The following is a 24,872-nucleotide window of genomic DNA, read 5'->3' as shown; positions in this document are numbered from 1 at the left end:
TCAGGCGCGTTCAGCGGGTTCAGGGGAATGGGTGCGGGGCGCGGTTGAGGTCCGCCTCGGTCAGGTCCCGGTCGGTGAGTCCGGCGAGCCGGAGCGCCGTGCGCAGCCGGCGCATGCCGAGCGCACGCTGCCGGGACCAGCCGAAGTCGATGGGCAGCAGGCCGGGCACGATCACCCCGGCTGTGCTCAGGCCCGACTCCCGTTGCAGGGCGAGGCTCTGGTCGACGGCGATGACGTCGAACCCGGCCCCGGCGAGCATCGCCACACAGGCGTCGACGACGGCACGCAGATCACCGGCCGGGCGCAGCCGTTCGTCCAGGTCGGTGTAGGTCTCGGCGAGCGAGCGCCGGCCCCGGTCCGCCAGCAGGAACTCCGCGTGCCGCCGCATCCCGGGCAGGCCGTAGAGCAACGGATGGTCATGCAGGCCGAGCACCCGGTCGAAGTCGTCCACCATGGGCGCCAGCCGGTCCAGGTTCCAGGCGACGCGGCGCGGCAGGTGCGGGGCGTCGGTGGCGATCTCCACCAGTGCGGCCCGCAGCGCCTGCTCCGGGTCCGGGGAGGCGCCGGCGCCAAACGCCAGCGTCCCCGGGCCGCCGTCGACCCGCTCGGCCACCGCGATGACGACGGGCACACCGAAGCTCACCCGGGCGTCGAAGAATCGGGCCCGGTAGCCGTGGAGAGCGAGCCGGTCGATGAGCGCCCGGGTGGCCGCCGAGCGGCTCGTCCCGCCGTCGATCTCGGGCAGCGCCAACCCGCCGTACCAGGCGAGCAGGAACGCGTCACGTTCGATCAGCTCCATCAGGCCGAAGTGGACGGCCTCGGTGAGCGTGCTGCCCGAGGCGCAGCCGTTGGAACACTCCTGAACGAAGCGTTCGGCGAGCGGCACCGAGTGGTAGTAGGTCAGCAGCTCCGGTACGAGCACCGGCGCACCGTCGCGCAGGGAGCGGCCCCACACCCAGGGGAGTGTCCGGTCCTCGGTGAAGGGCGCCACCCGACGTGGGTCGCGGGCGTAGAACTCCTCCGAGTACACCCCGCAGTCCCGAGGATCCAGCGCCCGCCGACCGGACTCGCGCAGCTCGCGCAGGCTCGCCTTGGTGCCCGTCACCCGGGCCCGTGACCGCATGCCGGCGTACCGCTCCAGCCCCTCCAGCAGGCCCACCCGCGCGCTGTCGCGGTAGCTGAGCGTGTGGCCGCCCCAGAACGTCTCGTGCAAATAGGTCCCGGAACGCAGATCCATCCGCCCGTACGTCGATGCCGTGGTCGGCGAGTCGTACTCGCGCACCACCCCCGGACCCAACACCCCGCACACGGGGTTGGCCAGCGCCTCCTCGTCCAGCTGAAGGTCGTCCAGCGAACGCAGCCGGAAGTCGCCGCCGGCCGGGGCGGCCGAGCGGGGCAGCTCCCAGTCCGCGTGCCGTTCGTCATCGACGGTGACCTCGGCGCACACCGGGCACTCCGGGTCCGAGGTGAGCCGGAACGCCCGCGAGCGCAGCGAACGCAGGTCGAGGAGCACCACGGTGGCCGAGCCGACGGCGCCGTAGGGGTCCCGCAGGCCGGGCGACTCGGCCAGCCACGCCAGGAGCCGGCCGAGGGCCTCGACGGCGAACGGCGTCAGGTACGGCGTGCCGTCCAGGGCGCAGGTGCGCCCGCCTAGTTCGAGCGCGTCCCGCAGCTCCTTGCTGCGCACCACCTGCCAGCGCCGGTTCAGGCACTGGCCGCACGGTCGTGCAGCACCGGAGGGCCGCACGGGGCCGAGCACCGCGAGGTGCCCGTAGAACCGCAGTGACACCGTGGAACCGTCCGGGCAGGTCTCGCCGTCAACGGTGGCGAGGCCGTCGGTCAACCTCTCTGCGGAGACGCTCAGTTCGTCTCGTACGCCCAGTGAGGCGATGTCGACGCGCAGACCGCGACCGGCGAGCACCGGGGCGAGCGCAGTGTACAGCTCCTCCCAGGCCGGTTCGGTCCGCGCGCCGGCCTCACGCACGGTGAGCGTGCCCGTCATGGCCGCTCCGTAACGGCGAACAGCACACGCGCCGCGTGCAGACCCGCCTGTCGCAGGTCGACGGAGCCGTCACCGACGACATACACCTCCACACCGCGCTCACGCAGCGCGTCGAGCACCGCACCAGTGTCCGCCACCGCGTCCTCGCCCAGCGACACGGCCTCGCCTGCGTGCAGGGTGTACGGGTCGAAGGACGCGACGAGGCTCCGGCCCAGTGCCGTCTCCTCCTCGGGCCGCTCCGCGAGGATCTGGCACTGTCCGAGCAGATCGCGCAGCGCGCTCTTCGCGGCCCGCGCGGGCGAGAGGTCCGCGCCGACCGCCCAGCGGGGCACTCCGTCGGTCTGCCGGGCACGGGCGAGCAGGACGGTCGCCGGTGTGCCGCTGTCCAGGCGCAGCAGTTCGACGCCGACGCCGAGGTTGTCGGCGCTGCGCAGCAGGAAGGTCAGCTCGTCGTCGCCCGCCAGGCTCTGCGGGTCGATCGGCGATGCCGGTGTCCCGGACCGGACGGCCGCCTGCATCGTGTTGTGGGCGAGCACGGAGAACAATCCCTCGTGGGCGGCCTCGCCGGGCGAGACACCGACGCCGAGCCCGGCAGGGGTGGGGTCGAAGGCACGGGCCGGGTTCAGGCGCATCGCCCGGGGGCGGACGGCGCCGGCCGGGACGAGCACCCCGGTGCCGTCGACGAGGGAGACCGCCGGGCACCACTCGTCGGGAGTGGGCCCGCTCTGGGCGATGCCGGTGAAGGTGGTGAGCGCCGCGGGCTCGATCCGCGGGACGCCCTGGCGGTCCGCCGCAGGAACGCGGTACGGGAGCGTCACCAGGTCGAGGTAGTCGGCGGCGGCCCGGCGCAGCGCGCGCATCCGGGCGCCCGCGACATGGTGCAGATCGAAGGCGGTCACCACCTGGCGGCTGCCGGTGCCGGTGCCGAACCGCAGCCGGCTGACCTTCAGCGGCAGCTGGGTGGGCCACTCGTCGTCGAACTCCCGGAAGACGCCGGTCGTGGCGCCGACCAGCTGGGCGGTCAGCTCGTCGAGCGCCTCCACCGCCGGGTCCGTGCCGTCGTCCGTGGCGCCGCGTACCGACGACTCGACGGGGGCGGTGAGCTTCACCCGCTGCCAGTCCAGCGCCGCCGGTGCGGGGGTGTCGTCCGCGCACAGCGTGCACAGCGGATGCCTGATGACCTGGGCGACTGCGGTGTCGAAGGAGTCGATCTCCTGGACGATGACGGAGTTCTCGGTCTCGGGCGGCAGGACGCCGGTGAACTCGCGGAAGGCCTCGTAGCCGAGCAGGTTGCCGAGGATCGCCGACAGATGGCGGCCCGGCCGGAGGCCGTCCTGCCCGCCGCCGACGGCCACCGCGCGCCAGACGTCGGCGGCGGCGCCGGGGTCCCCGTTGAAACCGAGCCGCAGCATGGCGCAGGACCAGCAGGCGCCGTCACCGCCCGACCTGGCCAGCGGGCCGACGACGACCCGGTGGCCGTACTGGGTCAGCGGGAGCAGTCGCTTCCCCTCGGGGACGCCCTGCGTCAGCAGCCGCATCACCTGGGCAGGCGCCTGTCGGCCGGTGCACACGACCAGGTCGAAGCCGTCCAGCTCGGGCCAGTCCAGCAGCCGGTCGTACTCGGCGACCTGGGTGACACTCGCCGGGGTTCCGGTCTCGGCCAGCTCGGCGGCCTCCTTGGCGGCTTGTGCAAAGGCGTCCGCCGGGCCGGCGAAGCCCACCGACGCGATGCCGTTGCGCAGGGCGGCGAGCGCGCACCAGCCGGCCACCGCGTCGTCACCGAGAACGGCGAGCCGCGCGGAGCGGAAGTCGTGGAAGCGTGCCGCGGCACGGTCCTCGAAGTGGTCGATGTAGTTGATCTGCGCCTCGAACCGCTCGGCGACGGCGGTCTCAAGGGGGGCGCCGGCTTCGCCGGGGGCGGGGACGTCGCGGGCCAGCCCGCGTTCCATCAGCATCCGCACCAGGCTGCTGACCATCTGCTGCTGCTGGGGCGGGAGCATCCCGCACAGCTCGCGCACCGTGTAGTCGCCGTTGAGGTAGGGGACGATCAGCGAGGCGAACCGGTAGGCGGACCGCCCGGCCAACTGGAAGCCGCCGTGTGCGTTGTGGAAGAGCACGCCGTCGTTGGTTTCGGTGAACAACACGTCGCGCTTGATCCGCACGCGGGCGCCTGCGAACGGAATCACCGGTGGCGTTGCTGGTGTGGACACGATGTCTGTCAGTCCCTTCTGGGGTGGGAAGCCGCTCCACGGGCACGCGACCGCGTCGGTACGACGACCGGTGGCGTGGATGGGCTGGGGTGACGTGATGACGTCGGTGTGACGTGCTGGAAGGTGGTGTGCGAGGGTGCCGCGGCCGGGCGGAGCGCTAGCGCGCGGGGGCCGTGGCGGCCGCTTGGTCCTGTGATCGCAGGGCGCCGCGCAGGTGGCTGCGCAGCAGGCCGTGCAGGCGATATCCCCCGCCCGGCCAGTAGTCCAGGGCGCTGGCCTCGATCAACTGGTCGAGCAGCAGGTGCAGTTCACTCTCGGTTCCGCCGAGCAGGTCCGCGCACTCGGCGAAGGTGAGGCAGTCCCGCGGCGCCTCGGCCAGCCGTCGCAGGGCGGGTACGGCGTCGGACGGGAGCGTGGCGAGGTAGTCGTCGAAGGCGCGGGCGGCCGAGGTTCCCTGCGGACCGCCCACCGTCAGATCGGCCAGGGACGAGGACCGGGCTCGTTCGAGAGCGGCGGCGATGTCCTGGCTGGGGCGCAGCAGCATCCGGGTGGCGACCAGGCGCAGCGCGATGGGGTGGTCTCCGCACAGGGCGGCCAGTTCGTCAGCGGCCTCCGGGTCGGCCGTTGTCACCCGCTCGCCGAGCGTCGTGGCCAGGAACTCCAGCGACTCCGAACGCAGCCAGGGCCGCAGCCGGAACACGCTGGCGCCTCGGCTGACTGCCAGGTCGGCGAGGCTGTGGCGGCTGGTCACCAGGACGCTGTGGCCGGTCACCGCGTCCAGGACGGGCAGCACCTGCGCGCTGGAGGTCACTCCGTCGAGGACGACGAGGGAACGTTCCGGCATGGCGGGGACCCCGACGCCGGCGGCGTCGGCGGCGTCCAGGAAGTGCCAGCCGCCGGGGAAGTCCGCGCTGAGCCGGCGGGCGAGGCGCAGGACGAGCGCGGTCTTGCCGACGCCCGGGAGCCCGGAGACGATCACGGTCCGCCGGGCCTGATCCTTGGCCAGCAGCCCGGTCAGTTCGGTCAGTTCCGCGACCCGGCCGCAGAAATCGGCGGGTTCGGCGGGCGGTGGCGCCGACGACCGGCCCGGTGCGGCGCCCGCCGGCGCCGCCCTTTCTCGCTCCGTTGCGGGCCCCGGAACGGTCCCCAAACCCTCGCCCTTGACGATGGCTAGATGCATTCTTTGCAATTCGAGACCCGGGTCAATACCAAAATTTTCCCGAAGGTACTGCCTTACCGACTGGTACTCGGATAGGGCCTCGCTCTGCCGCCCCGACCGATAGAGCGCCTCCATAAGTTGCGCGGCCAGCCTTTCATCGCCTGCATACTCCGCGGTCAATGCACGCAGCTGCGGGACGATGGCCGAACAGTTTCCGCGAGCGAGTTCGATCTCATGACAACGCGTCAGCGTGTTGATCCGCTCCTCGATCAACGCGGCCACGGCCGAGGTGCGCAGTACGGGCGAGTTGACATTTGCCACGGGGACGCCCCGCCAGTAGCCCAAGGCCCGGCGCAGCAGGCCCAGCTCGGCATCGACGGAGTCGCACTCCCCGGCTCTGCGCACCATGTCCCGGAAGGCGAGCAGGTCCAGCGTGTCCGCGTCCGCGAGGATCCGGTAACCGCCTGGAACGGTCTCTATCCCGCTGCCACCAGCACTGTTCAGCCCGTACTTCTCCAGCAGCTTGCGCAGCCGCAGCATAGTCGCGTGGATGGCCGAGGCGCCGGCCGCCGGCGGTTCGCCGCCCCACAGGACCCGGCGCAGGTATTCCTGCGATACCCCGGTGTTGGCATGCAGCAACAGGGCGCCGAGCAGCATGGTCGGTTTGGACGACGGCAGGACGACCGCCTCGTCGGCATGGCTGATCCGCAAGGGTCCGAGGACCCCGAAGAGGTGCCGCATCACATCCCAATCCCCCGTCGCGCGCCGTAAACGCCGCGCGAGCTTGAGCCTGACGGTAGGTAATTGAAACTGAAAGATTCCGCTCGGCATGGTCGGTGCCGGACCCAAAGAGCCGCCGGTTCGAATAGAACTGTCTCGTCTCGTGAGGATAATAGGCGAGAACGGACCATAAGTTCATCGGGGGGGGGCTCTTGTATGTGTACACGAAAACAGTACCGGTGGAACCGGAACGCTGAAACTCACCATCACCATCGGCAAGGTCACGAACCGTACTGTGGACTCACTGCGGGCCCTGACGGCGTCGGCCCCCGTTACTTCCCCGGACCTGATCGGCTCGCTCGGGAAGGCTGCGGCTGATGCCGCGCCGACGGAGCAAGGCACGGTCGCCTTCGAGCTGGGGCCCTTGTCGCCCAGGACATGCGAGGGCCGCATCCGGGGCCGTCCCGGGCCCAGGCGCGGCACCCGTAGCGCCTCCGTGATCGTGGTGAACTGGGTGCAGCCGTTGGTGTACCTGCCCGTGAGGATGAAGGCGAGCGGGCGACCGACGCCCGTCCCAGGCGAAGTGGATTTTGCTGGTCAGCCGCCTCTAAGCTTCGCTTTTATCCCTGCTCCATGATCGTCCGCGGTTGGCGGCGCACGGGCGGAGACGTGGAACGGCCATCGCGGAACTCTCCAGGTAGGTGAAGACCGGGGAGGGCGCGATGGCCGTCGCTGTCAGTGTGCTCGGGGCTGGCTCGGCCCACCAGAAGCGCATCAGCTCATGGTGCTTCCGCCAGGGTGGCACGCGTGTCTGGCCCGACGGCGGACGCGTTGTTCGAGCTGACCGACGCTCTGCTGGCGACCGGCCCGGTCATCTCGCTGCCGTATCTGTCGTTGGACGGGCTGCACCGGCGGGGCCATGGCAGCACGTACGCGGCCCTGGCCCAAGGCCGCGTGGACGCCGAAGCAGCACGTGGCCTGCTCGCAGGATCGCTGCCCGGTGTCACACACCCGGTGTTCGCGTTGGATGGGAGCGTGTGGGCCCGCAGTGACGCCGAGTGCTCGCCCGGCCGCGGCTACTACTACCACCCCTCCAAGCACTCGGCGGGGCAGCCGATCGTGGCCGGCTGGGCCTACTGCTGGCTGGCCGCCCTGGAACTCGCCGCCAACTCGTGGACCGCGCCGGTGGACGCCCGGCGGCTGGTTCCGGGCGAGCACCCCAGTGCCGTCGCTGCCGTCCAGATCCGCGGGCTGTTGCAGCGGCGCCCCGAACTCGGCTCGCGCACCCCGCTGTTCGTCTTCGACGGCGACTACGACTCCGTGCGCCTGGCCCTCGGCCTTGCCGGAGCCCCGGCCCAGCTCCTCATCAGGGTCCGCTGTGACCGGTCCTTCTACGGCGCCCCGTCGCCGCGCCACCGGCCCGGCGTGGTACGCCTCCGCTGGCATGGCGCGAAGTTCGCCTGCGCGAATCCCACCACCTGGCCGACGCCGGACGCCGTGCACACGTGTGCGGACGAACAGTAAGGCGCAGGAACCGTGCAACTGTGGCACCGCCTGCACGCCAAGACCCAGCAGCACGACGGACACGGCAGTCGCGGCCCCCGCCCGGTTATCCCGGGCACCCTGGTCCGGCTTTGCGTGGACCGGCTACCCGGCCGCAGCCGAGCTCCGAAGCCCCTGTGGCTGTGGTGGACAGGGCCGCCCGGCCACACTCGCGATCCCGACCTGCTCTGGCGGGCCTACACACGACGCTTCGACATCGAGCACACCTTCCGCTTCGCCCGGCAGACGCTGAACTGGATTCTGCCTCGCCCTCGCGCCCCCGGCCAGGCGGACCGCTGGACCTGGCTGATTCTCGCTGCATACACCCAACTCCGCCTCGCGCGGCCCCTGGCGGCCGATCACCGGCTTCCCTGGGAGAAACCACTGCCACCGGAGCGGCTGACGCCCAACCAGGCCCGGCGGCAATTTCGCTCGCTTCAAGCAGCAGCGGGCTCCCCCACCGGCCCGCCGAAACCCTGCGGTCGCTCACCCGGGCGCCCTCAAGGCACCTACCGAGGCACCCCGTTATCTTCTTCGCGGTTCCGCAATGGGACCGCTGGCCTCCGGGCCCGGCATGGCTGGGTCCCCCTGTCGAAGGCATGACCTGGGGGGGGTGGTGCCACCGGGCCCGGGAGGCGCCGTTGGAGACGCTGATGAGAGGCCCGACTACCGCCTGGCCGAGCGCAATGCCCGGCCGCTTGCGGGCGGCAGGTCTGCATAACGCGGATGCGCGCATACGACGCCGAAGCCCTGGCCAGCCCCGCACGAACCCCGTTCGGGAGGATGGGTTGGACGACATCGACAACGTGGGCGTCTTCCTCGGTCTGGACGTCGGCAAGAGTGCCCACCATGGCCACGGGCTGACCCCGGCCGGCAAAAAAGTCTTCGACAAGCAGCTGCCCAACACCGAACCAAAGCTGCGGGGGGCTTCACCAAACTGAAGACCAAGTTCGCCACCGTACTGGTGATCGTGGACCAGCCCGCCTCCATCGGAGCCCTGCCCTTGACGCTCGCCCGCGACGCGGGCTGCAAGGTCGCCTACCTGCCCAAACTCGCCATGCGACGGATCGCCGATCTCTATCCCGGCGAGGCGAAGACCGACGCCAAGGACACCGCGGTCATCGCCGACGCGGCCCGCACGATGCCGCACACCCTGCGCTCGCTGGAACTCACCGACGAGATCACCGCCGAACTGACCGTGCTCGTCGGCTTCGACCAGGACCTGGCGGCCGAGGCCATCCGCACCAGCAACCGCATCCGCGGCCTGCTCACCCAGTTCCACCCCAGCCTGGAGCGCATCCTGGGCCCCCGACTCGACCATCAGGCCGTCACCTGGCTGCTCGAACGCTACGGCTCCCCGGCCGCCCTGCGGAAAGCCGGACGCCGCAGGCTCGTCGAACTGGTGCGGCCCAAGGCCCCTCGCCTGGCCGAGCGGCTGATCGACGACATCTTCGAGGCCCCCGACGAGCAGACCGTCGTCGTCCCGGGCACCGGCACCCTCGACATCGTCATCCCCTCCCTGGCCCGCTCGCTCGGTGCCGTCCACGAACAGCGACGGGCGACGGAAGACCAGATCAGCACCCTGCTGAAGGCCCACCCTCTTTCGAAGGTCCTGACGTCGCTGCCCGGCGCCGGCGTCAGGACCGCCGCCACCTTGCCGGTCACCATCGGCGACGGCACCCGCTTCCCCACGCCGCCCACCTGGCCTCCTACGCCGGCCTCGCCCCGACCACGAAGTCCTCCGGAACCTCGATCCATGGCGAACACGCACCACGCGGCGGCAACCGCGCCCTGAAACGCGCGATGTGCCTGTCCGCGTTCGCCGCCCTACACGTTGCCGCCTCCCGCACCTACTACGACAAGTGCCGAGCCCGAGGAAAGACCCACACCCAGGCGCTTCTCCGCCTGGCCCGACAACGCATCAACGTGCTCTTCGCGATGCTCCGCAACGGCACCTTCTACGAACCTCGAACCCCACACCTCTCTTGACGAAAGGCATAGAGGCCCCCCGCCATCCAGCAGTCAAGACCACCGCATGACCAGCGACCCTTTACCGGCAGGGATAAAAGCGAAGCTAAGAGACCACCGCCACTTCCACCAGCACCCGTCGAAAGGCAGCGCCACTGCCCCACGCACAACCCCACCCCGTCCACGAGCGCCGGGCTGGCCGTCGGCAGCGGGCCCGCTACGCCGCGGCGTAGCTGAGACGGAACAGGTCCTGAGCCCGCCCCAGGTCCCGCTCTGTGCGCAACTGGACCTCCAGGTCACCGGTGCCGTGGTGGCCCAGCCCCGTCACGTCCCGGGTGAAGCCGGGGACCAGGCCAGTCTCCTTGGGGTCGGCCTTGAGATAGACGAGCAGCTTGCTCCTCTGCGGCGGACACACGCAGGAGAAGTTCCGCAGCCGCTGGTAGGCCCGGTAGGTCCGGTTCTCAACCTTGGTGATGTCCTCTCCCCCAGACCGAGCAGCGTGTCATCGACCGCGGCGGCCAGCTCCGCCATCGCGCCCTGCCTCGGGCTCGCGTACGCCACCTCGGCCGCGCGCCGGCGACGGACTGCCCTGGCCGTCGCGGCCTGCCCCGTGACGGAGGCCACCGTCTCCAGACCGACGAGCCGCTCACCGTGGAAGCGGTAGCGGACCAGGTCGATGCTGCGCCGGTGCTCACGCACGGCGTGCACGTCGTAGCGGGTGAAGTCGCCCGCCACGCAGATCAGCCGCAGCGCGCTCCACCTCACCCGGGATGCGGCTGCCGCCCCCAGGCGCTCGCGGACCAGGTGACCGAACTCGGCCCGGTGGTCCATCAGCCACGCCAGGTAGAACAGGCCCTGGTTGATCACGCCCGCATCCGTGCCGCGCTTGTACTCGACGACCACCGGCGCGTCGTTCTCGTCCAGGCCCAGCGAATCGATCCGCCCGCCGTGCACCGGCCCGGTGCTGTACTCGCTCGCCAGAAACCGCACACCCAGCATCGTCTCCATGTGCGCCTCGATGAGGTGCTGCACATCCGCCTCGACCTGAGCAAGACGCGGCGTCACCTCGCTCAGGCCACCGTTCGTCGTGTGGAACAGCTTCAGCCCCGACACCTTCCTCTCTTCGGCTCCGGGACCTGCAACAGCCACAAGGGCCGAGATTGTTTCCACAAACGCCCGCCAAGCGGTGAAGATGATGTGAGAACTTGAACGCGGCCACTTGGAACCCCCGTATCCCCCAGCCGCCAGGAGCCTGCAGTTCTCCCATGTGTCCCCACGCCCCGAGGGGCAGTATGAGCGGACCACGTTTTTGCAGGTCAGACGCCTTGCACAGGATGATGGATCGAGTGCCTTCTAAGCACCTGCTCTACTACCGCGTGCGACGCCCTGCCGCGGCTCGTAGAGCAGTGCCGAGAGAAACCCGCTCCCACCCGGGTGACGTGGCTCTTCGTGTAGCCGCGGCGCGGCCGGTCGATCGGTGGGCTGGTCGGCACGGTCCGCGCACGGCGAACTATCCAACTCCCGTTACCGCGCTGCCCGTTCAGCGCGCCCTGACGACCTCCCGACCCAAGACTCCATCGACCAGCTCGGAGGCGCGTACGCGGACGATCACGGCCGCGAAGGGCATCGCCGGGCGGAGGCGTCGGAGCGCAGCGCGTACCGCAACCAGCAGAGACGGGAGGGGAGTTGAGTGAAGTTAGACCGTGGCTATTCCAACGAGCCCCGGCTCTATTGCGGTTCGAACTTCTCTAGATTGCTATTTAATTCTTCATCGATTCTCTTCTCGACTTCCGCGGTACGTGCAAGCACGCGGGGGTCCTGAGCAATCCGGCTTGGTAGTGATGTCCGACTCGTCACCTCTGCCACTAGCACCTGCTCCACTGTCAGCCCATATGCATTTCGAAGGTCCGCACCATCTATGTATGCATCGGTGAGATCTGCGTTCTTCAGCCGAGCCCTGTTGAGGTTGGCCCGATACATGAGCGCTCCTGTCAAGTTCACCCCCTCCATGCTGGCTCCTTGCAGGTAGGAACGGGTCATGCTGGCCTGGCTCAGATCGGCACCGTCGAACCGGACCCCACAGAGATCCGAGCGGTGAAAGTTGACTCCGGCAAGGTCTAGGTCACTCAAATCAATTGCCCTGCCCTCTACGTGGTCCCCGCCGCCATCCCAATCCCAGATGTCATCGTCGGGATGTCCGTAGGCCGGTGGCCCGACAAGCGCGGTCACTGCCTGCTGCACATCCGCGTCGGGCCTCTTACTTGCGGAGGCGACAGAGCTCGCGCCCCCTCCGTTGCGAGCGGCCCGACGTGCCGCGGCGATGCGTGCTGACCGCGAAACCTCGGGGCGCCGAGCGGAGCCCCGGGAGGCCCGATCACGTACGAAGGCTTTCAGCACTTGCGTTGCATGGTCGGCCTGACCCGGTGCGTCTTGGACGATCTGCTCTAGAGCGAGGAGTCCTCCGATGCGTACATACATCTCCGGCGAACCGATGCGTTCCAGGGCTTTGGTGAAGCGATCCGTGACCTGGCCGCGCTGAGTGAGACGGTAGTTGAACGCAGTGAACAGCAGGGCAATTCCAGCGCCGAATACAGCGAAAAGGTGCACAACCGATGTTCGGAAGCCAGTGACTAGTGCAGAGGAACCTGTGCGCAGTTCCTTGTCACTGACGAACTTACCGTCAAACCACCAGGGTCCCCGCCATACCAGCAGCACTGCCCCGAGGGCGGCCAGGACTATCGTCACTCCACCCAGAATCACAAGTTCTCGTTGCTTACGCATGGGGCATCTCACCGCACCGGTCCCGGCACAAGCAAGGACTTTGGGCTCTCCGCTGATCACGGCGCGCTAGGGCACGGTCATCGTCGAGGCTCCGTCTAGCTTCGCCCCCTCGCGAACGGATGATGCCTATCCCCACCGGTTCATCGCCGCTGACCTGTACGCGTGTCCGTCCGCCAACGAACAGCCGGTTCATCGCGGCGAAGCGCTGCGAGCTGTGCGGACCTGACTTGCTGCAGCCCCCTGCTCCCTGTGTCTCTCAGAGTGCCCTGTTTCCGCAGTTCAGCCCCGATTGTCAGACCCTCCCCGTAGCGTTGTGAGTCCTACTCGTGGCGGCTGCGGGGAGCTCCGATGGACGACGACCTTCAGATCGACGGCGACGAAGACCTTTTCCGGAACCCCGTCTACTATGAACCGGCCGGCCGCAACCTCGACCTGGACCGCCCCGACCTCGGCGTCCCGCAAGGCCAAGACCTTCTGAACGTGCTCGTGCGCATGCGAGGACGTGTCCCCGTCGAAAAGCGCGGCCTCATCTGCCCCGACTGCCGGGACCTCCGCGGCCGGCGCGTCCCCATGTACCTCGTCCATCGTGACGGCGTATGGCTTGCCTCCCACTACCGGAAACCCGGGGAGAAGCCCATCAGCCACGAGTCCGACGAGCATCTCGCCCGCAAGGAACGCGTCGCGAAGGACTCCGAGGATCACGGCTTCCACGCCGACATCGAGTCACAGACCGCCGACGGGCACGCGCGCCTCGATGTACGCATCAACGGCGCTAACGGCATTGTCCTGGGTTACGAGCCTCAGCTGAGCGCTCAGACAGCCCGCGGAATGCGGGCACGGGAGGGGTTCCGGCGACGCGGCGGAATTCAGTCGGTCTGGGACTTCGCCGACCCCGACCACGCAGGCATCGGCACCGTCCCTTACGTCCGCACGCCCAACCTGCCGGCCTCCGTCATCCGCGTGCAGAAGAACCCCATCGCGGTCCAGGACGACAACTTCGTCCTGGAGGAAGGAAAGTGCAGCCCAAGCGGCGCGCTCACCCGGTGCCCGGAGAAGCCCTATGACCCGGAGAACCCCGCTGACGCCGGGTACTGCTTCGGCTGGCACCGCGTCCTCGTGCCCGCCCATCAGTCGAGCACCTTCACAGGGGAAGGCAGCCTGTCCCTCACCCGGTTCATCGTGGAAGCTGCGGCCGGTGAGCGGGTCCCGTTCCAGCGGGGCGGCCACCACGGTTGGCTCCCCGCACAGCAGTGGCAGCAGTACCTCGAGGCGAACGGGCCTGCCCTGGACGACAAGGAGCACCAGTCATCCGTACGACAGGGGGACCGGCGCGACAGGTGCACCGAGGACCGTCCGGCTTCGGAGGCGCGGGCCGAACCGAAGCAGAGACGCGGCAGCCGCGCGATCGTCCTTGAGTCCCGACCCCGGGAAACCGAGGCGGCCGGGGTTCCGGTCGACACGACGGGTCACGCGATCCCGCTCTGCCGCTTCGGCTGCGGTAAGCCCGCAAGCCTTCCAGGACCCGAAGGGCTGCCCGAGCACTTCTCGTGCCGCAGGCAGCATGAGGCGTGATCTATCGGGCACTGCTGACCGCCCCTCGCTGCGTCGCCTGGCGCCAGAGCCCCCTGCCCGGTTCGGGTGGGGGGTGTCCCCGCGCGAGCGGAAGTGGCGCATCGGCCGTGATGTCCACGGCCGATGCGCCGTGGTGCGGGAGACCCGGTTCAGGGATCGCGACACACTTCACGGGATCCGTCACCGGATAGAGGTCGGCTCCAAAAAGCGCGGGTTTCGAAGGCGAGCCATGAGGGGGCGTAAATGTTCATCCGCTCGACCCCAGGTCGCACACTGCCCCGCAGGCAGTTACGCAGCGTGCCCGACGCAGTGCCTTCAATGGACTGCCCTCCCATGCCACCACAGGCGGCCGCGCGGGCATTCCTGGGGAGCGTGTGGGGAGAATCGACCGCGCAACGCAGCGCGAACCTGAAAGACGCTCAAAGACTCGTCCGCCCAGGTCAGGGACGGGTACAGCCTCATATGCGCTGGTCAGCCCCACCAGGTAAACAACTTCAAGAAAATCTCCTCCTGGGCCGCCATCCTCTTCGCCCCCACCCTGGTCGGCACCATCTACGGCATGAACTTCGAGCACATGCCGGAGTTGCACTGGGTGTTCGGCTACCCGTTCGCCATCGTGCTGATGGCACTTGTGTGTACCGGTTTGTACGCCATCTTCAAGCGGCGGGACTGGCTCTGAGCGGCCGGGGCCGGGGCATGCGTGCCGCGGGCCGGGGGCGCGGTCCGACGGACGGGCACGGCGGGGTTTCCGGGCGTGCGTTCCGTACCCGCACGGCACCCGGTTCCGATCGATTCACCCGGTTCCCGCCGGTTCAGTCGCCGGCGAGGCGCCGGTCCCGCCGGCGGCGCTTGAGGGAGGCCATGTAGCCGGCCAGGGATATGACGACGGCCGCAATACTGATGCCGAGCAGCAGCCGGTCGATGTCCGTTACCGCCACCTTGGTCACGGCGAAGGCGACGACCGCGATCACCGCGAAAGTCCCCAGGCCCTTGAGGGAATTCACTGCTTTCCTCGTTTCACTTCCACGCGCCGGTCCACCGCCGGACGTCAGCTGTTCTCCATGTGCCGATGCGCCGCCGGGCACCGGCCGGTCTCCAGGCACCGGTCCGTTCACCCGGCGCCGGTTCATTTCCAGGCGGACACGCGTGTCACGTAGGACTTCACGATGGATGACACCAGCCAGTAGGTCCGCACCACGGTGTACACCAGTTCCGGTATCAGCAGGCCCTCGACGAGCATCGCCTTCCAGCCGAGGTTCCGTACCCGTAGCGCGGGATAGACGATCCAGAAGCCGAAGAGTGCCCAGAAGAGCGGTTGCTGGGCGAAGCCGTGTTTCACGGCCATCGCGAGCTGTGTCGAGCCCCAGCCCAGGATGTAGGCGGCGCCGATGAGCCCCAGGACCATGGTGCTGATCGAGTGCCAGGTGAATTTCGTCCAGCCACGGCCGCGCAGCGTGTCCACGGTGCCGCGGCTCCAGCGTTCGCGTTGCTGGATGAGTTCGCGCAGGGTGGGCATGAGGTCCGTGTACGCGATACAGAGCTGGTTGGCGGTCACCTTCCAGCCGGATTCCTTCAGCGCCAGCGTGGTCTCGTAATCCTCGACGAGATTCCGGTGGTCCTCCCAGAAGACCTGTCCGCGCCAGTCGAGCAGGCTCTGCAGGGCCTCGCTGCGGTAGAAGGACCCGGCTCCCGACATGGTGTGCACATCGCGCCGGTAACGCGAGTTGGCGGCCCGGCCGTATTCGATGATCTGCATGCCGAGGAGATACCGCTGCCACGGGCTGCGCCACAGGTCGGTGCGGCCCAGGCAGGCAGCGCTGACGCCGCCGAGTTCCGGGTCGGACGAGATGACGTTGCGGGCCCTTTCGATGAACTTCGGGTGCAGTTCGGTGTCGGCGTCCATGACGAGGACGTGCCGCACCGTATTGGCCAGCCGTCCGCCGACCGCTTCCCGGAGCCAGTTGAGGCCGTAGTTGAGCGCACCGGCCTTCTTGTGCGGATTGTTCGCGAAGGTCAGGACGACGGTCTTCGGGGTGTTCTCGTCGTCCGCGAACCGCCGCGCGAATTCCTCGGTGCGGTCGGTCGAGTTGTTGACCACCACGATGATGAGGTCGGGGCGGCGGCTCTGCCGGGCCAGCGAATCGAGGGACGTGAGGACGCCGACTTCCTCGTTCCGTGCCGGTACGAGGATGACGGTGTCGTAGAGGGCGGCACCGTCGAACTCGTCGAGGGATACGCGGCCTCTTCGGTGCCGGCTGCGCGAGGCGCGCGATGCTTCGTCGTGCGCGCGCCCGCGCCCGCGACCCCGACGGCGCGCACGGCGATCTGTGCGCGCAATAGTGCTGGACAAGTCCTTATCCCCCACCCAAGGGCAAACTGACTGAAACCGTACTTTGTATGGATTGCGTGAAGACGCAACGAGAAGGTACCCCAGGAGATCAAGGGACCCCCTGACGCCTCCACTGTGACTGACGCCACTCAAAGAGCCGCAAAAGCGGGGAACCGGCCCCCACTCTCCCCCTTAAGGCGGACAAGTCGGACATTTGACCCTCGACGGACATGTCAAACGGTGGTCAACATCACACCAAAAGGTGTCCAGAATGATATCTCCGCCCACCATCGAACCTTGAGCGACGACTTTGACGGCAAGGTAAAGGCAAAGTGTCCGAATAGGTGGTTCTTTCTGCGCTGCCCGGTTTCCGATGAAGCGCGGTTACGATGACCGACCGGCACCGATGTGCCGTGTGCACCTGTACCACCCATGTGTCCCCTCCAGGAGTATCCGTGAGCCGTAGCCACCACACCCCACGTCGTCGCGGGTGGCTCATGCCGCTGATCCTCATCGGGGCCGTGTTCGCCGGTGTTTTCACCGCGCTCTATCCCCCGTGGGAATCCGAGGGCTCGGAAGGGGCCAAGGGCTCCGGAGGTGCCGAAGGGGTGCAACTCGCCGTCCACTACCGGAATGGCGCCCCGGCCTCCGCCGCCGTGGCCAAACCCTGGCTGGAAGTCGTCAACACGTCCAAGAAGACCGTGGCCCTGAGCGATGTGAGCGTGCGGTACTACTTCTCCGCGGACGGCGCTTCCCAGTACGGCTCGAATTGCTTCCAGACGTATCTGGGTTGCTCCCACATCACACAGAAGACGGGAGCGCTCTCCTCCCCGGCGCCCGACGCGAGCCATTACCTGGAGGTCGGTTTCTCTCCGGAGGCCGGAAGCCTGGCGCCCGGCAAATCCACCGAGGCGATAGGTCTTCAGCTCTACCGCCTCGACCACAAAGAGCTGAACCAGAAGAACGACCACTCCTTCGACGCCACCGCCACCCACTTCACGGACGCCAAGAAGGTGACCGCTTACGTGCGCGGCGCGCTGGCCTGGGGCAAGGAGCCGGGCGGCGCCGACAAGCCCACGGCGGGCACGGCGGGCACGGCGGCGGCCGCGCCCGAGGGCGTGCTGTTCGACAGCTTCCACTACACCGGCGCCGACGACCCCGCGCTCGCCGCCAACGGCTGGCGGGCCCGTACCAGCGGCGGCGGCCCGGGCATCCGCAGCACCTGGTCGAAGGCGAACGTCAGCTTCCCGTCCGACGACAAGTCCCAGGAGGGCCAGGCGCTCCAGCTGCGGGTCACCTCCGACGGGACCAAGGCGGGCACCCGGCAGTCCGAGCTGGAGAACACCAAGGCCACCTTCTTCACGGGAACCCTGGCCGCCCGGGTCTACTTCAGCGACAGGCCCGCGGTGGGCCGCAACGGCGACCACATCAACGAGTCCTTCTTCGCGATCTCGCCCGACCACGCGTCGAAGAAGTACAGCGAGCTCGACTACGAGTACATGCCCAACGGCGGGTGGGGCGCGCCGGGACCCCGGCTCGACACCACCAGCTGGGGCAGCAGCAAGCAGGGGGACCGGGCCACCCGCGCCACGAAGCAGAGCCTGCGGGGCTGGCACACCCTGATGATCACCGCGATGGACGGGAAGGTCAGCTACTCGGTGGACGGCCGCGAGGTGTTCAGCGCAGCCAAGGGCTTCCCGCGCGAGCGCATGGGCATCCACTTCAGCGCGTGGCTGGTGGACCTCCCGTTCAAGGGCCCGCGTACCTGGAACATGCTGGTGGACTGGGTCTACGGCCAGTCCGGCCGGGCCATGCCCCTCGCGGACGTCCAGAAGGCCGTGGACGGCTTCCACGGCGCCGGCACCCACTACGTCAACACCCTGCCCAAGTCCTGACCGGGGCGCATCCGGGCGGTCTCCGGGCCGCCCGTGAACCGCCGTCGAATGCGGGAACAGGCCGGCGGCCTCGCCCGCTCCCGCCGGGTGGCGTGGGGAACTCGGGTGCGTTGTGATCTCCGCTGTCGGAGAATCCCGGGGTATGGACAGTGTGTTGCGTCGTAGGTACGCCGGGCACGAGTGGGTTCGTGTGGGTGACGGGGCCTCGGGGGCCGCTGTGTACCGGCTCAGGGGCGGTGCGCGGGAGTTGTTCGCCAAGTTGGCGCCCGCCGGTGCTGCCGTGGCATCCGGTCTGAGTCTGTCCGCTGAGGCCGAGCGTCTGGTGTGGCTGGCGGCACAGGGGGTTCCCGTACCGCGTGCCGTGGAGAGCGGCGAGGAGGGAAGGGTCGCTTGGCTGGTCACCGAGGTGGTTCCCGGGCGTCCGGCCAGTGCGCGGTGGCCGCTGCGGCAGCGGCAGGACGTGGCCGTCGCACTCGCACGCATCGCTCGTTCCCTGCATGAGCTGGACTGGGAGCGCTGCCCGTTCGACCGCAGCCTCGCGGTGACGATGCCGCAGGCCGCCAGAGCCGTCGCGGAAGGGAACGTCGATCTGGCGGAACTGGACGAGGAGAGGGAGGGGTGGTCGGGAGAGCGGCTTCTCGCGGAGCTGGAGCGGACCCGTCCGGCGACGGAGGACCTGGCCGTCTGCCACGGCGACCTGTGCCCGGACAACGTGCTGCTCGATCCCCGTACCTGTCAGGTGACCGGGCTGATCGACGTGGGCCGGGTCGGCCGGGCTGACCGGCACTCCGACCTTGCCCTGGTGCTGCGCGAGTTGGCTCACGAGGAGGACCCGTGGTTCGGGCCGGAGTGTGTGGCGGCGTTCTTGCGGGAGTACGGCCGCGGCCGGGAGGGAGAGGAGGTGGTATCGGAGGAAAAGCTGGCGTTCTACCGGCTCTTGGACGAGTTCTTCTGATGTGGTGATGCCGGTGATGCAGGGGGGGGGGTGGCTCGGTGGGGTTGCGTCGCGTGGGTGACAGCACAGTGTGGACGCCGGCGATCGCGTCCGTGACGGGTGGTACGGCCGTTCTGGCGAGTTGGGTGGCCGGGCGGGGCGGCACGCGGGCTGCCCGGGTCCAGGCGGAGATCGCCGAGCGGACGCCGTGAGCCTTTCCTGCGGTTCGCAGGACGGCCGCTGCCCGGCCCGTCGGAGCGGTCCACGACGAGTGCGGGCTCTGGGCGCTCCTCCGGGCCGGCAGGGCACGAGACGTCCTCCGCTGCGCCTACGCCGGAGAAGCCGTCCGCGGGTTTGTCGACGCCTCGATGAGGGCGGCTGTGAAGGGGTGGCCGGGCTCGGTGAGGATGCGGGTGGCGGGGCCTTGTTCGACCACGTCGCCCGCGTCCAGGACCAGCATCCGGTCGGCCGTGGTGACCGCGGTGACGGCGGTGACCGTGCTGAGGTCGTGGGTGATCCAGATCAGCGCCAGGTCCGGCTGTTCGCGTAGCTGTCGGCCGAGGACGGCGAGGATGCCGTGCCGGGTGACCGTGTCCAGGCCCGAGGTGATCTCGTCGCAGATCAGGACGCGGGGGCGGGCGAGCAGGGCGCGGGCGAGCGCGGCGCGCTGGAGTTCGCCCCCGGAGAGCCGCCCTGGGCGACTGTGGAGGTGCTGTTCGCCGAGCCCGACTTCGGCGAGCAGTTCCGCGGCCTCCCGTGTGGCGTCCGTGGGGGCGGCTCCGCGCAGGCGGATCGCCGTGCGGGCGACCTGCGCCAGTAGCGTGCGGTGTTCGTCGAAGGACGCCTGTGCGTCCTGGAAGACGTACTGCACTGCGGCGAGTTGCGCGGGCGTACGGTCGCGCAGGCTGCGCGGCAGCGGCACGCCGTCGAGGAGGATTTCACCTTCGTACGCGCGGTGCAGACCTGCCAGGCATCGGCCGAGCGTGGTCTTGCCGCTGCCCGACCGGCCGACGACCGCCACCCGCCGGCCGGGCCGGACCTGGAGGGAGACGTCGCGCAGTACGTCCACGGCGCGGCGGTCCGAATAGCGGGGCCCCGAAGAGCGCAAGGGAGAGGCACGGGTGTGCCTTTTATGGCGAGCGGTCAGGTTCTGCACTTCCAAGGTGGGGGTCGGGTTGGCGTCGGGGGCCGGTTCAGTCGTCGGGACGGTGTCAGGCTCGGATTCGGCCCGCTCCCGAGCGGCTGCCGCCCCGGCCGCGAACAGCCTGCGCGTCCATGCGTGCCGGGATGCCGACGCCACCTGGTCCGCCGGCCCCGACTCGACAACCCGGCCGTCCTTGAGGACGACGATCTCGTCGGCCAGTTCTCGTACGACGTCCAGGTCGTGGCTCAGCAGCAGGATGCCGATGCCCTGCTCGACGACCGAGACCAGCTCCGCCACGATGCGGCGTTTGGTGAGGGCGTCCTGCCCGGTCGTCGGCTCGTCGGCGACGACGACCCGGGCGCCGAGCAGCAGGGCCTGGGCGAGTACAACGCGTTGTTGCTGGCCGCCGGACAGCTGGTGCGGGTAGCGGCGCAGGAGTTCGGCGCCGTCCGTGAGTTGGGCGCGGGCCAGGGCGTCGGTGATACGCAGGTCTGCGGCCTTGGCGCGTTCTCGGCGCGGGAGGTGGCGTACCTGGCTACGGGCGATGTCGGTCAGCAGGGCGCCGGTCCGGCGGGCGGGGTTGAGGACCGCCGCCGGGTGCTGGGGCACATGGCCGACCAAGCCGTCGGCGACGGTGACGGTGCCCGCGACCCGGGCGTCCGGCGGGCAGGCGCCGAGGAGGGCCAGGCCCGTCGTGGTCTTGCCGCTGCCGGAGGCGCCGACCAGGGCGGTCACCGCACCCGCGCGGACCCGCAGGCTCACTCCGTCGACGACGGCCCGGCCGCCGACCTCGACCCGCAGGTCGTCGACCTCGGCGACGACGTTCGCTGCCGTGTTCACCGGCGGCCCTCCTTCGTTGTGTCGTGGGGGCGGCCGGGTTCTCGCGCCGCCCCTTCCCGTACGGCACGTCCTCGTACGGCGCGCTCCCCTACGCCACGTCTCCCCCGACCCCGCCCCTCGCCCTCCAGGAGCGCGTCGAAGAGCAGGTTGCCGCCCATCGACAGGGCCACGATCAGGAGCGCGGGCACGACCACGGCCCAGGGCTGTACGAAGAGCCCGGTGCGGTTGCGGTCGACCATGACCGCCCAGTCGGCCGCGTCCGGTTCCACGCCCACTCCCAGGAACGCGGCGGTGGCGACGAGGTAGAGGACGCCGGTCAGCCGTACGCCCGCGTCGGCGGCGAAGGTGCGCAGCGCGGACCGGCCGACGTAGCCGACCGCCGTACGCCACCAGGTCTCGCCCTGCATGCGCAGCGCCTCGACGGCGGGGCGGGCGGCGGCTTCGGAGGCGGCGGCGCGTACGATCCGGGCCGCGTCCGGGATGTTGACCAGGGCCACCAGCAGCGCGAGACCCACGGCGCCCGGCGAGAAGACCGCCGCGACCAGCAGGATCAGCAGCAGCGACGGCACGGCGAGCAGTACGTCGAGCGGGCGCATCAGCAGCTCTTCGAGCCAGGCGCGGTGGGTGAGGGCGGCGGCCAGCCCCAGCGGTACGGCGACCGCGTAGGCGAGGATCGTCGCGGCCAGCGCGACGAGCACCACCGACTGCCCGCCGAGCAGGATCTGCCGCCACACGTCGCGGCCGACGAAGTCGGTGCCGAGCCAGTGGCCGCCGCCGAGGGTGAAGGAGGCGGCGCGCGGCCCGGCGCCGCCCGCGAACAGCGGGCCCAGGAGGGCGAGCAGCAGCGGCCCCCCGGCGATCACCGATCCGGCCCACCCGGGCCACCGCTTCGTCCGCGTCATCAGCGGTGTCGTCAAGTCGTCCGCCCCTTCATCAGGCTCGGCCATCCCGTAGACAGCAGGCCCGGCCATCCCGTGGACCACCCCGTAATCAGGCCCGTGCGCCCCGTCGGCGAACCCGTCCGTCCCGCCATCAGGCCGCCACCCCCGCGCGTGGTGCCAGCCTGCGGGCGACCAGGTCGGCGCCCAGGTTGAGGACGACCGCGATGAAGCCGAAGACCACGGCGAGGCCCTGGACCACCGGGACGTCGCGTTCGGCGACCGCGTTCATCAGGACGGTGCCCAGGCCGGGAATCACGAACAGCGCCTCGACGACGATCACTCCGCACAGCAGCCAGTCGACGGTCCGGGCGAGCTGCTGGGCGGCGGGCGCGAGGGCGTTCGGCAGGGCGTGCAGGTACCGGACGCGCGCGGCGGACAGGCCGTAACGGGTCGCCTGCCGGACGTACGGGGAGCGCAGCGCGTCGATCATGCCGGCCCGTACCAGGCGGCTGATCGAACACACCGGTCGGGAGAGCAGTACGAGGACGGGCAGGACGAGGACGGCCGGATGGGCGAGCAGATCGCCGCCGAAGCCGACGGCGGTCGGCGGCAGCCAGCCCAGCCGGAGCGCGAACAGGGTGACCAGGAGGACGCCGAGGGCGAACTCCGGTACGGCGTACACGGCGAGGGTCGCGGAGCTGACGAGCCGGTCGGCGAACGAGCCCTCCCGGCGCGCGGCCAGCACGCCGAGCCCGACCCCGGCCGGCACCAGCAGCACCACGGTGATGGCGGCGAGCAGCAGGGTGGGCCCGAACCCGTCGGCGAGGTAGGTGACGACGGGCCGGCCGGAGGCCAGTGACGTTCCGAGGTCGCCGTGCAGCAGCCCGAGCACCCAGTCGGCGAACCGTTCGGCGGCCGGGCGGTCCAGGCCCAGTTCCGTACGGATGGCCGCGATGCGGGCCGGGTCGGGCTGGTCTCCCGCCAGGGCGACGGCCGCGTCCCCGGGCAGCGCCTCGGTGAGCGCGAAGACCAGCAGCACGACGGCGGCGGTCTGCGCGACACCGAGCAGCAGCCGACGCGCGAGCCAGGACCGCAGCACGGCCGGTACGGCACGTCGGACGAACGCCCCGGAGGGGCCGGAAGGCCCGGGTGGTCCGAGTGGTCCGGACGCCCCGGACGCCCCCGACCGCCCCGACGCCCCGGCCACCCCCAACACCCCCGCCGCCGTCCGCAGCGCAGCCAATGCGCTCACGCCAGCCACACCTTGTCGAAGCGCGCCCAGTCCAGCGTGTTGGCGGGCGCGTCGCGCGCCACGCCGTGCACCCGGCGGGACGTGCCCACGATCCAGTCCGCGAAGCCCCATACCAGGAAGCCGCCTTCGGCGTACAGGCGGCGCTGCATCCGCCCGTACACCGCCGCGCGGTCCTTCTTGTCCTTGGTGGACTGGGCCTGCTGGTACAGGGCGTCGAAGTCCTTGTGGTGCCACTTGGTGGCGTTGGTCGTCGAACCGCTCAGCAGCCGCTGCGAGATGTGCGACTCGATGGGCATGGCGCCGGAGCGGTAGCAGCACACGGTGCCGGAGTCGAGGATGTCGCTCCAGTAGCTGTCCTTGCTGCCGGACTTGACCCGTACGGTGACGCCCGCCTTGGCGGCCTGGTCGCGGAAGATGCCGGCCGCTTCGGTGAACCCGGCGGCGACGGGCGAGGTGTCGAGGGTGATGCGCAGGTCCTCGGCACCGGCCTGCTTGAGGAGGTGGCGGGCCCGGTCGAGGTCCTGGTGGCGTTGCGGCAGGTCGCCGGCGTAGTACTCGTAGCCCTTGCCGAACAGGTCGTTGCCGATCTCGCCGGCTCCGGAGAGCGCGCCGTCGACCAGTTCCCTGCGGTCGGCGGTGAGGAAGAACGCCTCGCGGACCCGCTTGTCGTCGAACGGGGCGCGGTCGGTCTTCATCGCGAAGGACTGCATGGCGCTGTTGCGCAGCCGGACGATCTCGATCCGGCCCCTGCCTTCGTGGGCGCGGGCGGTGGTGGGGTTGAGTTCGTGGGCGTATTCGACCTGGCCGCCGAGCAGGGCGTTGACGCGTGCCGACTCCTCGTTGGCGACGACGAATTCCAGCTCGTCCAGGTGGGGGGCGCCGTCCCAGTAGGCGTCGTTGCGCTTGACGACGCAGGAGCGGCCCGGGGCGAAGGAGACAAAGCGGAAGGGGCCGGAGCCGACGGGACGGGCGAAGTCCGCCGTGGTCGTGCCGTTCGGAATGATGTACGCGCCGAACGCGGCCAGGACGTTGGGGAATTCGGCGGTGGGACGCTTCAGCCGGAACTCGACGGTGTCCGGGGACACCGCCCGGCTGGCGGCGAGGTCGATGGGCTCCAGGGACGCCTTGGCGCGGTACGCCTTCTTGGGATCGGCTATGCGGCGGAAGCTGTAGAGGACGTCCTCGGCGGTGACCGGCCTGCCGTCGTGGAAGGACGCCTTGCGCAGGGTGATCCGCCAGCGGTCCAGGGAGTCGTTGGGCTCCCACTTGGCGGCCAGGCGGGGGCGGGCGGCCATGTCGGTGCCGCAGTCGGCCAGCTTGTCGTAGAGGGCCTTGGCGCGGGCGGCGTCGGCGAAGAGGTTGCCCAGGTGCGGGTCGAGGGTTTCGGAGGCGCCGCCCCCGGCGAAGGCGGCGCGCAGCCGGCCGCCGCGCCGGGGACGGCCGCCTTCGGCTCCCGAGGTCCCGGGCCCGGTGCCGCAGCCGGCCAGGACGAGGCCGGTGGCGGCCGTGGCGCCCGCGGTCGCGGCCAGGAAACCGCGCCGGCGCAGACCGGGAAATCCGTCGGTTTCCCGGGCGGAGGAGGGGAGTTCGGTCATGGTGGGTCTCGCCTCGTGTGAGTGGGTGGGATGAGCCACAGGCTCTGA

14 protein-coding genes and 3 pseudogenes are annotated in these 24,872 nt (G+C 70.0%); 6 read left to right on the top strand and 11 right to left on the bottom strand.

The features are described from left to right. Positions 1-19 precede the first annotated feature (19 nt). From ACH4FX_RS34125 to ACH4FX_RS34115, 3 genes are all read right to left on the bottom strand, one after another. Entirely contained in the window at positions 20-2,002 is a 1,983-nt protein-coding gene (locus ACH4FX_RS34125; protein ID WP_398485323.1) for a TOMM precursor leader peptide-binding protein, read from the bottom strand. Beyond that, on the bottom strand, positions 1,999-4,146 hold the full coding sequence (locus ACH4FX_RS34120) for a TOMM precursor leader peptide-binding protein (RefSeq protein WP_398485322.1): 2,148 nt from the start codon (positions 4,144-4,146) through the stop codon (positions 1,999-2,001). Before ACH4FX_RS34120 ends, ACH4FX_RS34125 begins: the two co-directional genes overlap by 4 nt. Positions 4,147-4,369: 223 nt before the next feature. Then, complete coding sequence (locus tag ACH4FX_RS34115) at positions 4,370-6,112, bottom strand: BTAD domain-containing putative transcriptional regulator (protein WP_398485321.1); 1,743 nt, start codon at positions 6,110-6,112, stop codon at positions 4,370-4,372. A gap of 786 nt (positions 6,113-6,898) precedes the next feature. Here ACH4FX_RS34115 and ACH4FX_RS34110 point away from each other — a divergent pair. Both ACH4FX_RS34110 and ACH4FX_RS34105 read left to right on the top strand, forming a co-directional pair. Further along, positions 6,899-7,615: a transposase gene (locus ACH4FX_RS34110; protein WP_398485320.1), complete on the top strand. Its 717-nt coding sequence runs from the start codon at positions 6,899-6,901 to the stop codon at positions 7,613-7,615. Positions 7,616-8,421: 806 nt separating this feature from the next. Next, positions 8,422-9,622 (top strand): annotated as a pseudogene (locus ACH4FX_RS34105) (IS110 family transposase). Between the two features lie 196 nt (positions 9,623-9,818). On the opposite strand, the pseudogene ACH4FX_RS34100 reads toward ACH4FX_RS34105, so the two are convergent. Then, a pseudogene (locus ACH4FX_RS34100) lies at positions 9,819-10,714 on the bottom strand (DUF5655 domain-containing protein). A 615-nt stretch (positions 10,715-11,329) separates the two neighbouring features. Continuing rightward, entirely contained in the window at positions 11,330-12,346 is a 1,017-nt protein-coding gene (locus tag ACH4FX_RS34095) for a pentapeptide repeat-containing protein (RefSeq protein WP_398485319.1), read from the bottom strand. Between the two features lie 384 nt (positions 12,347-12,730). Between ACH4FX_RS34095 and ACH4FX_RS34090 the strand changes: the two genes are divergently transcribed. Both ACH4FX_RS34090 and ACH4FX_RS34085 read left to right on the top strand, forming a co-directional pair. Further along, positions 12,731-13,954 carry a hypothetical protein gene (locus tag ACH4FX_RS34090; protein ID WP_398485318.1) on the top strand — a complete coding sequence of 408 codons (1,224 nt, stop codon included), beginning with the start codon at positions 12,731-12,733 and terminating at the stop codon, positions 13,952-13,954. Positions 13,955-14,402: 448 nt separating this feature from the next. Further along, positions 14,403-14,633: pseudogene (locus ACH4FX_RS34085) on the top strand (CorA family divalent cation transporter); the annotation flags it as partial. Positions 14,634-14,766: 133 nt separating this feature from the next. On the opposite strand, the gene ACH4FX_RS34080 reads toward ACH4FX_RS34085, so the two are convergent. Continuing rightward, on the bottom strand, positions 14,767-14,958 hold the full coding sequence (locus ACH4FX_RS34080) for a hypothetical protein (RefSeq protein WP_398485317.1): 192 nt from the start codon (positions 14,956-14,958) through the stop codon (positions 14,767-14,769). A gap of 122 nt (positions 14,959-15,080) precedes the next feature. Beyond that, positions 15,081-16,304, bottom strand: coding sequence for a glycosyltransferase family 2 protein (locus tag ACH4FX_RS34075; protein WP_398485316.1), 1,224 nt, complete (start codon positions 16,302-16,304; stop codon positions 15,081-15,083). Between the two features lie 434 nt (positions 16,305-16,738). On the opposite strand from ACH4FX_RS34075, the gene ACH4FX_RS34070 reads away from it, so the two are divergent. After that, the gene (locus tag ACH4FX_RS34070) at positions 16,739-18,178 is read left to right on the top strand and encodes a cellulose binding domain-containing protein (RefSeq protein ID WP_398485315.1); all 1,440 of its coding nucleotides are present in this window, start codon (positions 16,739-16,741) and stop codon (positions 18,176-18,178) included. A gap of 142 nt (positions 18,179-18,320) precedes the next feature. Next, entirely contained in the window at positions 18,321-19,133 is an 813-nt protein-coding gene (locus tag ACH4FX_RS34065) for an APH(3') family aminoglycoside O-phosphotransferase (protein ID WP_398485314.1), read from the top strand. Positions 19,134-19,440: 307 nt separating this feature from the next. On the opposite strand, the gene ACH4FX_RS34060 is transcribed toward ACH4FX_RS34065, so the two are convergent. The 4 genes from ACH4FX_RS34060 to ACH4FX_RS34045 all read right to left on the bottom strand — a co-directional run bounded on the left by ACH4FX_RS34060 (position 19,441) and on the right by ACH4FX_RS34045 (position 24,824). Then, complete coding sequence (locus tag ACH4FX_RS34060) at positions 19,441-21,096, bottom strand: ABC transporter ATP-binding protein (protein WP_398485313.1); 1,656 nt, start codon at positions 21,094-21,096, stop codon at positions 19,441-19,443. After that, on the bottom strand, positions 21,093-21,998 hold the full coding sequence (locus tag ACH4FX_RS34055) for an ABC transporter permease (RefSeq protein ID WP_398485333.1): 906 nt from the start codon (positions 21,996-21,998) through the stop codon (positions 21,093-21,095). The genes ACH4FX_RS34060 and ACH4FX_RS34055 overlap by 4 nt, the downstream gene beginning before the upstream one ends. Before the next feature lie 130 nt (positions 21,999-22,128). Continuing rightward, the gene (locus tag ACH4FX_RS34050) at positions 22,129-23,076 is read right to left on the bottom strand and encodes an ABC transporter permease (RefSeq protein ID WP_398485312.1); all 948 of its coding nucleotides are present in this window, start codon (positions 23,074-23,076) and stop codon (positions 22,129-22,131) included. Between the two features lie 149 nt (positions 23,077-23,225). Then, complete coding sequence (locus ACH4FX_RS34045; RefSeq protein ID WP_398485311.1) at positions 23,226-24,824, bottom strand: ABC transporter substrate-binding protein; 1,599 nt, start codon at positions 24,822-24,824, stop codon at positions 23,226-23,228. Positions 24,825-24,872 lie beyond the last annotated feature (48 nt).

This window comes from Streptomyces sp. NPDC018019 (genome assembly GCF_044327805.1).
In the GTDB taxonomy this organism is placed as follows: Bacteria; Actinomycetota; Actinomycetes; order Streptomycetales; family Streptomycetaceae; genus Streptomyces.
Note: the sequence above shows the minus strand (reverse complement) of the source record. Positions and strands in the feature narration are given on the sequence as shown.